This is a genomic window from Flavobacterium sp. UBA7682, from assembly GCF_002482945.1.
Lineage (GTDB): Bacteria > Bacteroidota > Bacteroidia > Flavobacteriales > Flavobacteriaceae > Flavobacterium.
In genome coordinates, this window is record NZ_DLGY01000044.1 from 158,276 (window position 1) to 173,620 (window position 15,345).

A 15,345-nucleotide genomic window follows, 5' to 3' on the forward strand; every position below is an offset into this window, starting at 1 on the left:
AACTATTAGTTGATTTTACGCTTTTCTGCCTCAAGAAGGCGCTCATAAAGTTTTTTATTCTCTTCGTAGGCTTCAATTAGCTTTTCTATCGGATTGAAATTATAAACTGGTCCAAATGCGCCCTGACCATTACTGGCACTATTATCATAGAAATTATTAAAATAATTAATCACGTTTTCTTCTGAAAAATTCTTAATTGCTTCCGGAGTTACTCCTAAGGCCTTTGCAACTTCCACTAATTTTTCTTCATCAATTGTTTCACTGTTTTCCATTAAAGAAATAGCTTGTTGATTAGTGCCCATAGCTTGTGCTAAAGCTTCCTGTTTCATATCTCTAAGTTCGCGGATGCGGCTGATTTTTCTTCCTATGTGGTTTTTGGTTGGTGTCATACTTCAAAGATATTAATTGTGATTGAAACGTTGTAAATGTAAAAAACATAAAATTTTAATGTGCAATACAGTAAAAAATGATTCGGTACATAACCGATGCTTACTTACTTGCATGCAGTAACAAAAATACAATTTTTCGGATAAGTTTCACATTAAAATTATGAATTATGTATCACAACACTTTAATCACCAAAGACCATCCGCAACAGGCGGAACTTGAAAAAGTAATTGAGCTAATCTTGGCATTTTCAAACACCAATACTATTTATTTCTCGACTCACGTAGAAGAAGACCTTAATGCCGGAATACTTATGGTAATTATTGGAGAGGATAGTCCACATTCGTGGGACGACCTCAACGATAATTATTGGAAAGTTTTTGAAACTTTTCCGCAATTCTCATTTCGGATTTTTGATTCCAACTGGGTAAAGGATGAACTTAAAGATGGAAATCCCTTTTTTGCAATGCATTGTACCAAAAACAGTTTGGTTTATAGCACCGAGGGAAGTAAGGAATTTAATTTCGTCGAAAGCCTCAAACCTAAACGTTTTTTAAAAAAGGCTAAAAGTAAATTTGATAGTGCGGATTATTCGGCTTTTGTTCTAGGAATCAATCTTAAATATTACCAACGACGTGAGGATCATTTACAGGCAGCCTACAACATACACCAAAATATCCGGTGGCTTTTCATAGCTGCGGAAAATTTCCTAACGGGTGAATGGCTTGTTGAACACGACCTTAAAATTCATCAGCGGCATGTAGGCATGTTTTCTAAAGAACTGGCCAAGACTTTTAATAGTGAAGTTGACGAGGATATGCAGCTTTTAGAACTACTCAATGCTGCGTGCTATGCAGTACAAAGTGGCTATGATATACCCGAACTAAGTGCAGAAATTATAGAATTAGCTGAGGCTAAAAAAGAATGGCTGCGTAGCGAAGTCAACCGGCTTTTTAAAGAATGTACTTGTAGATGCCGTTATGAATTTGCTAGAAGCAAAAATCCGTTGATTACGATTGAAGATGGTAATCCTTTGAAATTGATTGCCAAGATAATTACTGATACCATTGATACATCAGCCCTTTATTGTTTTGGAAAAAAAACCAGGAATACCTCAACAGAGATTTCAATATTGGTTGATAACAGTGAGAAATTTGAAAGTACGCACTATTACCTGTTTTTGATAGTGAAGCAGTTTCAAAATGATGTACTTGGCAACGTTGCTCAAATGATAAAGGAACAAACCGGCGGTCGTTCTACAGTAACTATATTGATGCATACCAAAAAGTCACTCCATCAAAAGACAGGAGACCAACAGCACTTTTTCTATCAGATTTTGCAACGCGGTACATTACTGTATCAGGAAACAACCAACCCGCCGTTTTTACCTTTTGATGAAACGCCAACTCGAAATTTGAAGTCGGCTAAAATGTATGTGATGCAAAGAGACAGAACTAAAGCATTTTTGATGGATGCAGAAGGATTGGACGGTGGTGGTGCCACAAAATTACATGTGTATATGATGCACCTGGTTATTGAGCAAACTTGCCTTGGATTGATAAGGTTGTTTCTGGGTTATACGCCTAATCAATTTGCTTTGCAATATCTGTTTGAATTGTGTGAATATTTTTCGCCACTTACTGCAGAGATATTTCCACGTGTCACAAAGAAAGATAGAGAGTTACTAAAAATACTTTCCGGACATACTAATTCACTACGTTATGGTTTTATTGATGATGTGCAATATTTTGATTATGAAGTGCTAAGTAACCGTTACCTTGAGTTTGTGGAGCGTGCTGATAAACTAACGGCTAATGAATTGGTAAGACTGGAAAAATTGAATGAAACAAAAAATGAAAATGTTTGAATTATGGAAAATGAAAAAATAAAATCGATTGAAGAATTAAAAGAATTGGCTAAGAATAATTTTCAGGTGTTGAAGCCTTGTAAAAATCGAAAAGGAAAAGCAACAGTAAAAATTTCTATAAACAGCTATGCAGAATTGAGCTATTTTTTAATCGATGTACTCAAGGTGACGGTCGCTGCTCTTGAAGCAGATAGCGAAGGTGTGGGTACTGTGCGGAATGTTCCTAATGCTGTAAGCGGTGTGCTTGAGAAGATAATTGAGATTATACCTTTGGAGGAAATGGACCTTTTGGATAAGATTCATGAGTTGGTAGTAGATGATTATAAGAGAGGCTAGCTGAGTGAAATGATTATCAAATCGAAATAAAATGCTCTAAATTGTTAATTAAATTGTTTATAACAACTTCAAATCGAACCAATTGCGGCTAAATTAATGATATACTTTTACACTTTGACGTGGGTTAATGGCCTGCAAGGAATTTTACGCTCTGTTAAGAAGTAAGTTCCTTAACTTGTTTACAAGTTAAAAAAAAACCGAAGCGAATGGAATTTACGCTCCGGCCTGTAGAAAAATTGGAATCGGACCCATAAATTTCTTCTGCAAAAATATAAGATTAAATCTTATATCCTAAAAATTCCTCGGGTTTTCGACCTACACCTAGTGTTAAAGTATTGGTCATTTTAAATATCAGATTTTTTATCTAGTAATTGGCTGATACATATTATCACCATTCCACTAGTTTGTTCAACTGCGTAATATGTATTGCGTAAAAAACCACCTATATGTCAAGAGAACATGTAAGCCATGATGATATCGCACAATTTGCGAAAGACCGAGTGAATTTACCCAAAGACTGGGCTGACGATTATCGCGCACAAGCGAAAAGGTTGCGAGACAAGCTTTCAACTTACGTATCTGAACATCCTGATTTTACTTTAAAAAAAATGTTGATTTCTGGAAGTTTGGCTAAAGGAACAGCTTTGCGAACACTAAATGACATTGATGTAGCATGTTACATTAGTGGTGCCGATGTTCCCAAAGATATAGAAGCGCTATTGGAATACCTTGCAGAGAAATTACGGTCAGCTTTTCCAAACTTTACACCAGATCAAGTTAAACCTCAAACCTATTGTGTAACGGTTTCTTTTAAGGGATCTGGATTGGATGTAGATATTGTACCTATTTTATATAATGGAGACCCGGATTGGTATGGAAATCTAGTTAGTCAGGAAGATGGTTCTTTTTTAGAAACATGTATCCCCAGACACCTTGAATTTATTCGGACACGCAAAGCTAAAGATATTCATTTTTCTCAGGTAATCAGATTAGCTAAATATTGGGTCAAAAATATGAAAACAGAACGCGATGGTTTCAGGCTGAAGTCATTTATGGTAGAACTTATCTTGGCTAAACTGCTCGACGAAGGAAAGAAATTTAATGACTATCCTGAAGGGCTGCAACATTTCTTTTCATACTTGGCGACCAGTGATTTGACAGACATGATCTATTTCACTGACTATTATAAGAAAGGAGATATACCCACACACAGTGAGCCAATCAAAATTATTGACCCGGTAAACCCTAAAAATAACGCATCTAAACTTTATACACGTAAGCAAGCCGATATGATTGTAGATGCAGCTTTGGACGCAGGTGATGCCATTGATGCAGCTTTAGCAGCTACGACAAAGGAGAAAACAGTTTATTATTGGCAAAAAGTTTTTGGTTCAACATTTCAAATCTAATTATCATGAGCTCAAGTTACACTTCTACGCAGGCATTTACAATAACACATGCCAAGCATTTAGCATCAAAGGTGGCTGCTGATTTAAAACGCATGCAGCGATTTTACGGAGCACCGTCTGATTCAAAAATTGCTGACCTCGAAACTGAATTAATCGAATTTCTACGAAACGGCTATTTAGATAACATTACCTATGGATACAAAAGGGATGGTGTATGGATAGAACCAATGCTTAAATACACTGCCAAAGACCTAGATGGAATGAGTTATGCAGATGATGACCCTGGGAAAGTACGACCAAATGCAAATGTCAGCGGTGCCTCTTTTTATTCATATCTAGTACATAATTTAAAGTATGATAATATGACTGATTCCGAACGTAATTCGTTTGAAAATACTCTTCCATTCAGCAGGACGGGCGCACCATACCCTGGGATTAGTGGCTATATGGATTCTGACAAATCTTATTCTTCAGGTGGAAAAGGGCTTGATCGTTCATCTTTAAAAAGTTATTAATATGGATAATTTAAAGCCGTCTTTTTCGGAGTTGTTTGAACAAACTATTTTGTTTCCGGATCCGGAAATGAAATCACGATTTGAATTACTAGTTGGGCTTGACGACAAAAAGGAAATGCTGTCGAAAACACTTGGGATTTTGACAAACGTTTCAGGTATTAAAAAATGGAAAGAAAAATTTCATCCTGAGAGCAATATTATTATGGATATGGTACTTCGCCGTCCGCCATTAGTTATTTTGGCTGGAGATGTGGGATGCGGAAAATCGGAACTCGCTTATACTATTGGTGACGCGGTAGCCCGATTAGAAAAAATTGATATTGAACTTTTTCCATTGAGCCTATCTACCCGTGGTCAAGGCATGGTTGGGCAAATGACTCAACTTGTATCTGCCGCCTTTGATTATACAATTGAAAGAGCTAAAAAACTTAAAGGAAGCGGAAGCTCTTCTAACGGGGCTGTGATTTTGTTGGTTGATGAAGCTGATGCCTTAGCACAATCACGGGAAAATAATCAGATGCATCATGAAGACAAGGCAGGTGTAAATGCATTTATTAGGGGAATTGATGGTTTAGGCAACGGAAAATTACCAGCTGCTGTTATCATGTGTACTAATAGACCTGAAGCCCTTGACCCTGCAATAAAGAGGCGTGCGGCGTTAATCCTAATATTCGAACGGCCTACTGCTGAGCAAAGGAAAAGTGTTCTTCTAAAACCATTACTTGAATTAGGGCTAAAAGAGAAAGACGTAAATGATATTGTGGAGTTAACTGGTAAGACAGGAGAACGCAATTATGGCTTTACTTTTTCGGACTTAACACAAAGGCTGTTGCCAGCAATTGTATTGGATGCTTATCCTGAGAAAGCTGTTACAATGGAGAGCGCATTAGAAGTTATAAAGGGAATTGCCCCTACATCACCATTCAAAGAAGAGTAAAAATGGCTAAAATTGACTTAAAAATGTTGTTTGCAGGCCTACAAAATCAAATGGTGGCACAGCTTAACACTAATCGTGAATTTATCGAACATCCGGGATCAAAAGGTGATTCACTCGAAAACGCATGGATTGATTGGTTGCGAAAGTATTTACCGAACAGATATAGTGTTGATAAGGCTATTGTAATTGACAATGACGGTAATACGAGCCACCAAATAGATATTGTAATTTACGACAATTGGTTTACACCATTTATTTTTTCTCAAAATGGGTTTCATTACATTCCGGCCGAGGGGGTTTATGCAGTGTTTGAAGTAAAGCCGGATATAGGTGGTACTTCAGACGGGAAACCAAATATTCAATATGCTGCTGAAAAGATTGAAAGTGTTCGTATATTAAAAAGAGAAGCAGCAAGTTTTATTAATGGCGGTATAAAATTCCCACCACGTCCACTTACTAAAATTGTGGGAGGGATTTTATGCAATACTAATTCTTTTACTCATAGAAATAATAATACAATCATTTCTCATTTAAAAGATAATATTGGGTTAAGAAGTATCGATATGGGATGTGTGGCCGATTATGGAAGTTTTTTTGTAAACTATGAGCCTAATGAGGAGATTAATATAGCAGGACAGGATGCTTATCTGGATTTTTATAAAAGCCGAATGTACAAAGAGATTAAGTTTAGCAAAACAGAAAATTCACTTGTGACATTTTTTATGCAACTCACTAGATACCTGCAACAAGCCATCGGCACTATTCCTGCTATTAACCTCCAATCCTACCTTGACGAGATTGGCGAGCAGATTGACGAGCAAATTTAAGTTCATTGGTATAGCGCCCACAACTATTGGACTGGCTAGTCATTAAGGAAAATGGAGCAAAAAAAAGCAAGCAAAGAAGTCAGGCGAATAAATTAATTGAGGATTATGCAAAGTTGCATGAGGTGATGAAGGCGAATATTCAATTCTAAAGTCATTGTTCTTACAACCTTAAACTTCCTTTAATTTTGCAACGCGGTTAATTTTTGTTAGGTAGTGTATATTGGCTTTATCGGGATTGTCATTGAAAGCTTGCTGTAACTTTTCTGAAATATTCGTTGCTTTTGCAAGACTTTTTCCACCGAATTTTAGCGCAGTATATGCCAAACCAAGAAATGGCATTCCACTAGCATATCCTGCTACATCGATTGCTGTATTAACACCTAGTTCTATCGCTGCAGGACTGATTTTTTTAGAATTCAGATTCCTAACGACCTCGTCGTTATAGTAACGAATTTTTGCCTGTCTATCTGATTCTGTAAGCGATGCTAGGGTTTCAAGTAAATTTTTGTTGCCTGGAAAGAATTGCCCTTTCGCCAATGTCGCTTCCAATTCGGTTATTGATATGTAATCGTTTACGTGTATTATGTCAATTGGGTTGATTGGAACAACACCAGAACTAATTTCATTTCTACTTTCGATAAATGAAGCCATATTCTGCAATGTAGCAGTTTTGTAAAAATTCAGCTGGTCACCCATAACATTTGCAAAATATTGATCGGTATAGCCTCCTTCCGATTGAAACGGAAAGTATGTTGCGTTTAGTGAATTGGCGAGGTGAATTGCAGGAGAATTTACTATAAATTCGAAAGACAAATCTTTTCCGACAGCTTCACTAATCCTTTTCTCGACTGTATTGTTTACACCGTAGGCACCTGTTTGAAATGCACCTCCGTTTAATAAGTAGTCAAAAGATTGACGCCGGGCTTTGATGGGCCAAACCAACATGTCGTAGAAATAGCTTGCCTTGGTGTTTGAAATCTTAGCGGCAGCTTCACAAAAAGGCATTAATTCCCGAAGAATGTTTGGGTCATTCAAGATATAATTATCGGACATTTCAACCAAATCGATCTGATGCAATGCTGAAATGGCACGTCGCGAAATTACCCCATTAGGATTGGCTGCGTATGCTTCGGGAAGAAATGTATGGTCGTAACGGAATTCGGGTTGCGTAAGTACCAATTTGACGCGACCGCAGGCAATCAAATCCAAAAATTCAACTTTTTTAATGTTAGATTCTTTGAGCCATCCCTCGATATGCTTATCGTATGGTAACGTGAGGTAGACCGTTTGAAATAAAAGCAAGTGATTCCTTAAATCAATATTTTTAAATGAACTGTAATCAACATAACAAGAATACTCTCTATCATCGTAGAAATACAAATCCTTTTTCGTAAAAGTGCCTTCAAAAATATTATCAATCCTATCAAACCAAAGTGCTTCATCACGACGAGAAAAATCGTAGGCATAGCGGCTGCCAATTTTCGTGGCTTCGATAATCTGCACTGGATTGTCGCTGTGGTATATTTTGAGGTCGGGTAAATCGGTAACATCTTCATCCTTAATTTCAAAAGGAAGTGGCATTTTTAAGCCTGCCAAAAAAAACTCCAATAGCTGCTTATCGGCGAGGCTCGTATAATGATATACCTTTCCATCAGGAATATCTTCAACATAATTTGCTGTGTAGATAATAATTTTAGGAAACTCCTGTTCAATTCGTGTAAAATTGATCTTAGGGAATTTGGCTATTAGAATGTTTCGAAACATTACTATTGACATGGACATTCCCTCAAAGCCTTTGGAGATTTCCTTATCGGAAATAGGCGGTATGATGTCGAGAAATGCTGATGGGCGAATTTGTGTTACTACAACCGGTGCTATGAAACTTTTAATTGCATTGTCGAAGTATTCACTAAATTCTAGAAAGTCTCCGTTGACCCCATCGCATAAAATTTCGAACCTGTCTTCAGAAATTTTATAGATTGTTGTACGCAGATCTGGATATTCGCTGCGCAGGTTAAGATCTGTTCTTCGTGCTATTCCTGTATGAGGCATTTGATTTTTGAGTTGGTTAAAGTAGTTATCACAAGTAAATGTTTTTAGTTGAATTAAAGGTCTAAAACTGTATCGTATGAATAGTCACTATGATACAAATTATATAGTAAAGACATAATAGATATTAAATCGAAAATGATGTTTCAGGAATAATATCAAGCTTATTTATTAAAACATTTGCCACTCCTTCAATATACTTCTTTTTCAGGCTGGCAATAATTTCAGATTTAAGCTTATCACTTTTTTTAAATGCTTTCCAATATGATTCAGTTTTATAGTGCAAAATCCAATAGGAATTAAAATTTGAATAGTCGAATCCATCAATATCCATTAGCCAATCGTAATATTCCTTGTCTATTGCTCTTGATGATAATGACTGAAGAGCAGGCGTAAATTCTGCGCCAAAATGAAATGCTAAATTAATGGCTTTGTCAAGATGATAATTTCTCCGTTCCTTCTTACCGCTCATAAATTCATGTCCAGTTTGCTTAGTTGTATAGTCGGGCGTTAAGTCAAAGTACTTTTTCAAAAACGATTCATTATAGTCAAGCACATCGAAAATGCTAAAAATATAATATAGTTCACCATCAAAGTTGGTATTTAGTTTGGCGACTATTGTATCTTTTACTGATTTTTTCGTTTCATTGGTCAAGTCTGGAATAAGAAATATCAAGCCTGAAAATTTACCTCTCTCACAAAAATCCTCGGTAATAAATTCATTAATCTGTAGAACTTTTTTTAGTGCAGATTCAACTTCTTCCGGTGTATCAAACTTCCCGGCATAAAGATTCAATGTCGTTGAAAACAAATCGTGTTGGTAATGGTCATGTGCAATAAGAAGAGTAATTATTTTTTCTAAATTGTCATGACTGATATCGTTATTATAGTGTAGAAAATCATCTAAAAACTCGAACGATGTAAAGTACCATTCACCTATAGTTTCAATCAGAAGCAGATACCTGTCCAAAAGAATATTCTTCTCACTGTCAGGTAGATTAATCACTGCAATAATCAACAAATAATTTTGTGTGATTTGTCGAATTTTATCATTGTGAGCAAAATTTTCTTCTCTAAAATTCTGAAGTATTATAGGGGCGGAATTAATGAGATTTCCAATATATTCATGTAACCTATTATATTCAATATCACTGAACTCCATGTTTATGGATTTCAGTTTATATTTTATTAATAAATGCCTTATATGTTTTGGTTCTGCGTGAAAAAGCCACATATCGATTATCGTGTATCCAAAATGGTCATATTTTGAGGACGCGGGATTATTCATAGCATAGAGTGCAAAAATTCCTTCAAGCATCTTGTTGACCAATACTTCAAATTCTCTATATTCATTATAGATTAGTAAGTTATACTCAACAAAATTATAAGTCCGCAGGAAATCTACAATTAAATTCCTGGCATGACTATTAGTTGAACTTCCGCCAAATTGATCGCTATGCCATAATTTTTGAATCTCAATCAACTTATTATCGATATCCCATAGTGCATTATTGACAAATTTGCTTTCTCCAATTTGCCTGAAAATATCTAGATAGTATTCGGGCATCAATATCTCGTCGAGGGCAAAAGTTTCATTTTCTAATTCCTTCAAAATCTCATGTCGTGCATCACCAAAATATTGTCGATCTATCATCTTTTTTAATTGCAGCAAGTTATATTTTGCCACTATATAAAGTCCAGGTGTTTTGCTTATGCTTATTGCGTCAATAGCTTTCTTATGCTCGCGATAAGATTTTTCAAAGTCAGCCATCAAATAATAAGTATAAGCCTTTCTTAACCGAAATTCGATTTCCAGAGACTCATTTTCAACGGATAGTAATTCTATAACCCTTGGAAAATTAAGTTTTTCATAAGAACATCTTTCACAATTGCATCCTTTTGAAATAAACAAATCGTGTACGCACAACCGATCCCTTTTTTTCTCTGACCTTCCACGCCATGTTATATGGGTTATCCAATTGACCCTAAAGAAATTTAAAATGTGGCGCACTTTTTCTTGAAAATCTGAAACTATTGCATAATCAACGTCGCTATTCTTCAAATAATATGTTTCATCCCGAACTTCTAAATTTTCAAGAAAATCATAAAGTTTTTCATTATGCGTAGATAGTGTCTCGCCGTATAGGCTGCTGCCTTCAGCACCTGTAAAAATGTGAAGTTTGTTAATTACAAATTCAGGAAAGACATTTATACCCTGAAACATTTCTATTAATTTGTAAAAACCTTCAATAATGTTAAGGTTCTGAATACTTTCATTTATTTTATCATAATTGGCTTTTAGATTAATCCTCTCCTTTTTTTTGTGAAGCTGTGCCATTTGCGATTTACCCAAGTCAGTAAGGAACCTCTCGAAATTTTCTTCATTTAAAATATTATCTGCGGGAATTTTTACCTGTAAAGTTTTCTTACGGTCTCTTGCCTGTTGAGGGATACGTTCTTTTAACTCCGTATCTAATTGTACAGCATACCAATAAATTTTTTCATCAGTGATATCACAAACCATAAATATGAGTGGCTCGGATAATTCATGATAAAAATAATTAGCATGTCGTAACGACATCGTGAATGCAAAAGAATTTTCATCCTTAAGAATCTTTGGATTTTTGTTAATCCCTTTGCATTGGATTAAGAAAAGCATCTCGCGCTTGTTTTCTTTATCCTTATTCAAAACCTCAATATAAAAATCGGTACCCCAATCCTGACTTGGAGTGGTGGTGTTTTCTCCTAATTCGAGATGTTTGGTAAGAAAAAGAGCTCGAAGCTTTTTTGTGATTATACCGTTAGCATCTTTTTCTATGTGCTTATTGCTTGGTTGGTCATTTCTTTTCATTGCTATATTAATTTCCGGAATTTAATACAGCAAGATTTTTATTTCTTCTTGTAGTATTTGTATCGACACTAAATTTTAAATTTTCCAAAAATTCTATGTAACTGTCGGGTAACTCATTTTGTTTCGCTCCTGATAAAATATATTCTCTATACCAGTCATATGGTTTAAGGCTAATATTTGTTTGTTTTTCATCAGCAATATATATTTGTGCTAAATGTTCATTACCAGCAGTGTCATAGAATGTAAGTATCTTTTCATCATAACCGCTACCAAGCCCCTCTGCTTTATCTAATAAACTTTTTTCATTTTGATCAATAACAAATAAGACTCCCCATACAACATTTTCATCATTATCACTAAGTGTTACATTTGCTTTGGCAGAACCGTCTTTACTTACTTTATTGCAGACGAGAGCATAACCTTTGAGGTAAGCGTTGGTATATTTTCGTGCGGATGCAACTCGTTCTTGCAAACGTTTAATATTCATGTTAGAACCGTAGGCAAATATTAGCATAGCAAATTATTTTAAAAACCCCGAAGTTTTATCAATTATGAAAGTTTGATTACGGTAATTAAGAGTAACAGTTTCTGGATTACCTGCTTCGAATGTCCCTTTAATCATACCTCGTAGTGTAGATTCGCAAGACATAAATATTAGCTGTACTAACGAAATTAGTGATTCTATATCCTTTTCAGTGCTTTTCTCAAGTGCATTTTCACAACATTCCTCCAAGATAGCTTTATGCAAAGGATGAATCTGTGGGAATGATAATTTTTGAACTACAGCATTGTAAAGGTCATCGGTATTTAAATTCGAATTGGTCATTACTTTTATGATTTACTAAGTTGTCGTAAAGTTAGAGTTTTATTGTCTTTTATCTATCATATTAAGATTGTCAAGATAAAGTTGTAAGTCATATAGATAAATTAATTCATAAATTTCTTTTTCATGCATCTGAGCAAGCTCTACAAAATTGACATTCTCAAACAAAGATTTTTCGCCAATAATATCCTGCATAATTATGAAAACTACATGTAGAAGATTTTTATTAGTGCAATGAACAGTAAAATTTTTCAGGTATACGATCATGTCTATTTTTTTAACTCCTTCATACTCGAAAGGCATAAACTTAAGTTCGCTTGCTTTTAAATTAATATCCTTGAAAACATACGGTTTATCCAGACCAGCTTCCATTTCTTCAATACTTTGTGACGGTTGAATAAAGGCAACAAACTTCCAGTTTTTCAACAATGGTGCGTTCTCTATCAAGGTTGCGACTTGTTCAAAATATTCCGGATTGCCACTGGCCGATATAATAAGTTGTGTCGGCTCGTTTTCGTTTGCCGGAAACATTAAAATGCTTTCAAGGTGTTCGCAATAATTATGAAGGTGTTTATCTAACCAAAAGACAAACATTTTTTGCGCAGCTGGCTTTTCATTTCGAAGATTTCTTAGTGATTGTTCATTGTAGCGGATCCAGTCCCAAAATTGTGTAATTGATTTCATTATTTATAAATGTTAGCGTTTGTCTTTTGTGTTTTTGTCGTAAGAAATTAAGTTGACCATTTGGCGAAGTCGGCTTCTAACGCGCAAACCGTAATGCCCCCGCTAACGCGCGAAATGCAATTCGACGAAGTCAATCCTTTCGCGTGGTTATGATACATTATAGTGCCTTCTTTATTATTTACCGCTCTTTCCATACCCGCCTTGCTTTACTACCCTGCAAAAGTGTAAAAAAGGGGTTGTGTTGCATCAACGGTAAATTTAAGGTTGGGTATATAGGCGGCAAGCTTATTAAGTTGCACAGCCATTTGTTTATCCGGTACGGTAACTATTACAAGTTCCCACGCCATCAGCCGTTCAAAATCAGCATCAGTGAGGCTAATGTCAAGCATCGTAAATAGTAGTTTAATCTTCTCCACATTCAACGCCCGTATATCGGCATCCAATGCGGCCAATTGCTTTAAATACTCAGGGTCAATAATAACTGTAGACATGGTATATAAGTAAGTGTCTTAAAAATACAGGAAAAATAAACTGCACGCAATACTTCGTAATTCAAACGTCCTGATAGTGCGGATTTATAACAGGATCTATCGGACTGCTAATATCACTCCGCATCAATAAATAGTTATTTATTTATTTATTTATTTATTTATTTATTTATTTATTTATTTATTTATTTATTTATGTTGTCAACTATTAAATCAAATTCAAAAGAGAATTTTTCAATTTTTTTTGTCAAGTTTTGTGTCCAAGAAAATGTTTTTAAATGTAAATTATTAGTTCTGAATATACTTTTTATATTTAATGTTATTAAAAATAATAAGGTAAATTATATATATTAAATCAGAAAAATATAATTAGAAAAATAAAATTTGTAAATAAATAGTTATATATTTGAAATATAGATTTTGCAAAAACTATTTGTCAATTTGTTTTATTAATTTAATTTTTAATACTTTATGAGAAATATAATTTATAAATCAGGAATTTTGTTTGTAAGTTTATCTTTGCTAATTTTAAGTTGCAGTAAGGACAGTGAAAACTCTCAAACAACAAGTACAGAATATTTAAATAAAAACACTCAAAGTGAGCAAACAACGGCCAAGAATTTGTTCGTTGCTATGATTAATACATCTACTATTCCAGTTACAAAAGTTCACTAGATGCTTTTGTTGACAAGATGAATGGCAATGCAGTTTATTTTACTACCAAAACTGCATACATGAGTTGGATAACTACTAATATATCTAATACGTCATTTACATCAACTCAAGAATTTAGCTCAATACTTGATGACATAATAGCAAAACATGCTAACTTGGTGAGTAACAACAGTCAACTTTTCGCTTTAATAGACAATGCGGATCCAGGACAGATAATAGAAATTATCCAACCTAGTTTAGCGACAATAGAAGTTTTATCAGGATCGAATTCATGTAAAAACCAGTGTATTAGTGATTACGAATTTGCAATGAATGGCAATGAATGGGCTTATGCACTAGATTATGGCACTAATAATCATGCCTTTGCTGCGCAATATTATTGGGTAAGAGTTAAAAGTATTACCGATAATTTAAGTAACTGTGTCTATTTCTGTTAATTTTTAGATATTATGAAAATCAGAATTTATATTTTTTATTTGTTTTTTTGCGTAATAGCAAATGGACAAACATCAATTTTAAAAGGAGAGGCCAATTCATCAAAAGTTGGTTTGTCAAGTGATGAATTAACTTATGCTTGCAATGAATATGAGAAACTTATAGAAACTGATGCATATCTTGAATATGAAAAAAAAGTAAGGTTTTTTGCTGATAAGATGGAAAATGCATTTAATGATAAAGACCTACCTATAGATAGCTTTAAGAATGATAGTCTCTATTTAGAATGGATCGGAAAAAACATTTCAAAAACAAAGTTTAAATCAATCGATGAAGCCAAAAACGCTCTTGAAAACCAACTAAAGAGCGAAGAAAAGATGAAAAAAGAAAATCCGAAACTCTTTGAATTAATAGACAAAGCTAACCTTGAACAACGCCATAAAATATTTCAACCTCTTTTTAATAGAGCAAGAAATGAAATCCAAGGCTACTAAATTTATAAAATTAAGGTTATTTATCACTAACTGTGTAAATATAAAATAATGGAATTTAACAACCATTGTTTTTATACTTACACAGTTTTTAGGTTAGTGTCAATTCCTTTAATTAGTTTTTTCTTAAATAATACTGCCCTACAGCATATAACGATTTATATTTCCCGATGACGGATTTGTACACGAGCGTAGCGACTGCCGCAGGAATCCGTGCTTACCTAATAATTCAACGTTCCTTCCAGACACGCCTTGCTTTCCTGCCTTGCATCAGCGTAAAAAGAGGCTGTGTCTCGTCAACGGTAAACTTAAGGTTTGGTATGTAAGCAGCATGCTTATTGAGTTGTACTGCCATTTGTTTATCCGGCACGGTAACAAGTAGAAGTTCCCATCCCATTAGCTTTTCAAAGTCAACAGCAGTCAGGCTAATGTCTAGCGCTTTAAATAGTAGTTTAATCTTCTCCACATTCAGTGCCCGTATATCGGCATCCAATGCGGCCAATTGCTTTAAATACTCAGGGTCAATAATAACTGTAGACATGGTATATAAGTAAGTGTCTTAAAAATACAG

General features: G+C 34.8%; 17 protein-coding genes. 8 read left to right on the top strand and 9 right to left on the bottom strand.

The features are described from left to right. Positions 1 to 5: 5 nt before the first annotated feature. Positions 6 to 389 carry a helix-turn-helix domain-containing protein gene (locus tag B3C16_RS12910; RefSeq protein WP_291132387.1) on the bottom strand — a complete coding sequence of 128 codons (384 nt, stop codon included), beginning with the start codon at positions 387 to 389 and terminating at the stop codon, positions 6 to 8. Between the two features lie 167 nt (positions 390 to 556). On the opposite strand from B3C16_RS12910, the gene B3C16_RS12915 reads away from it, so the two are divergent. The 6 genes from B3C16_RS12915 to B3C16_RS12940 all read left to right on the top strand — a co-directional run bounded on the left by B3C16_RS12915 (position 557) and on the right by B3C16_RS12940 (position 6,278). After that, a complete protein-coding gene (locus tag B3C16_RS12915) occupies positions 557 to 2,254 on the top strand; it encodes a hypothetical protein (RefSeq protein WP_291132390.1) in 1,698 nt (565 codons plus the stop codon). A 3-nt stretch (positions 2,255 to 2,257) separates the two neighbouring features. Next, positions 2,258 to 2,590 (top strand): hypothetical protein, encoded by a 333-nt coding sequence (locus B3C16_RS12920; protein ID WP_291132392.1) that lies wholly within the window; start codon positions 2,258 to 2,260, stop codon positions 2,588 to 2,590. Positions 2,591 to 3,036: 446 nt separating this feature from the next. Further along, positions 3,037 to 3,999 (top strand): CBASS oligonucleotide cyclase, encoded by a 963-nt coding sequence (locus B3C16_RS12925; RefSeq protein WP_291132395.1) that lies wholly within the window; start codon positions 3,037 to 3,039, stop codon positions 3,997 to 3,999. A 5-nt stretch (positions 4,000 to 4,004) separates the two neighbouring features. Beyond that, a complete protein-coding gene (locus tag B3C16_RS12930) occupies positions 4,005 to 4,514 on the top strand; it encodes a hypothetical protein (RefSeq protein ID WP_291132398.1) in 510 nt (169 codons plus the stop codon). 1 nt (position 4,515) lies between these two features. Then, positions 4,516 to 5,451, top strand: coding sequence for an ATP-binding protein (locus B3C16_RS12935; RefSeq protein WP_291132401.1), 936 nt, complete (start codon positions 4,516 to 4,518; stop codon positions 5,449 to 5,451). 2 nt (positions 5,452 to 5,453) lie between these two features. Further along, on the top strand, positions 5,454 to 6,278 hold the full coding sequence (locus B3C16_RS12940; protein WP_291132404.1) for a DUF6602 domain-containing protein: 825 nt from the start codon (positions 5,454 to 5,456) through the stop codon (positions 6,276 to 6,278). 168 nt (positions 6,279 to 6,446) lie between these two features. Here the strand turns inward: B3C16_RS12940 and B3C16_RS12945 are convergent, their stop codons facing one another. The 7 genes from B3C16_RS12945 to B3C16_RS12975 all read right to left on the bottom strand — a co-directional run bounded on the left by B3C16_RS12945 (position 6,447) and on the right by B3C16_RS12975 (position 13,176). After that, positions 6,447 to 8,330, bottom strand: a complete 1,884-nt coding sequence (locus B3C16_RS12945) for a hypothetical protein (protein ID WP_291132406.1) — start codon at positions 8,328 to 8,330, stop codon at positions 6,447 to 6,449. 124 nt (positions 8,331 to 8,454) lie between these two features. Next, complete coding sequence (locus tag B3C16_RS12950; protein WP_291132408.1) at positions 8,455 to 11,178, bottom strand: DUF4365 domain-containing protein; 2,724 nt, start codon at positions 11,176 to 11,178, stop codon at positions 8,455 to 8,457. A 7-nt stretch (positions 11,179 to 11,185) separates the two neighbouring features. Then, positions 11,186 to 11,692 (bottom strand): gamma-glutamylcyclotransferase family protein, encoded by a 507-nt coding sequence (locus tag B3C16_RS12955; RefSeq protein WP_291132410.1) that lies wholly within the window; start codon positions 11,690 to 11,692, stop codon positions 11,186 to 11,188. A gap of 6 nt (positions 11,693 to 11,698) precedes the next feature. Beyond that, positions 11,699 to 12,004 carry a hypothetical protein gene (locus B3C16_RS12960; protein ID WP_291132412.1) on the bottom strand — a complete coding sequence of 102 codons (306 nt, stop codon included), beginning with the start codon at positions 12,002 to 12,004 and terminating at the stop codon, positions 11,699 to 11,701. A 39-nt stretch (positions 12,005 to 12,043) separates the two neighbouring features. After that, positions 12,044 to 12,685: a hypothetical protein gene (locus B3C16_RS12965; protein WP_291132415.1), complete on the bottom strand. Its 642-nt coding sequence runs from the start codon at positions 12,683 to 12,685 to the stop codon at positions 12,044 to 12,046. A 47-nt stretch (positions 12,686 to 12,732) separates the two neighbouring features. Then, positions 12,733 to 12,879, bottom strand: coding sequence for a hypothetical protein (locus tag B3C16_RS12970; RefSeq protein WP_291132417.1), 147 nt, complete (start codon positions 12,877 to 12,879; stop codon positions 12,733 to 12,735). A 15-nt stretch (positions 12,880 to 12,894) separates the two neighbouring features. Beyond that, complete coding sequence (locus B3C16_RS12975; RefSeq protein WP_291132419.1) at positions 12,895 to 13,176, bottom strand: hypothetical protein; 282 nt, start codon at positions 13,174 to 13,176, stop codon at positions 12,895 to 12,897. Positions 13,177 to 13,907: 731 nt separating this feature from the next. Here B3C16_RS12975 and B3C16_RS12980 point away from each other — a divergent pair. Next, positions 13,908 to 14,285, top strand: coding sequence for a hypothetical protein (locus B3C16_RS12980; protein WP_291132421.1), 378 nt, complete (start codon positions 13,908 to 13,910; stop codon positions 14,283 to 14,285). Between the two features lie 12 nt (positions 14,286 to 14,297). Continuing rightward, the gene (locus tag B3C16_RS12985) at positions 14,298 to 14,777 is read left to right on the top strand and encodes a hypothetical protein (protein ID WP_291132423.1); all 480 of its coding nucleotides are present in this window, start codon (positions 14,298 to 14,300) and stop codon (positions 14,775 to 14,777) included. Positions 14,778 to 15,003: 226 nt separating this feature from the next. On the opposite strand, the gene B3C16_RS12990 is transcribed toward B3C16_RS12985, so the two are convergent. Then, positions 15,004 to 15,315: a hypothetical protein gene (locus tag B3C16_RS12990; protein WP_291132425.1), complete on the bottom strand. Its 312-nt coding sequence runs from the start codon at positions 15,313 to 15,315 to the stop codon at positions 15,004 to 15,006. Between the last annotated feature and the right edge of the window lie 30 nt (positions 15,316 to 15,345).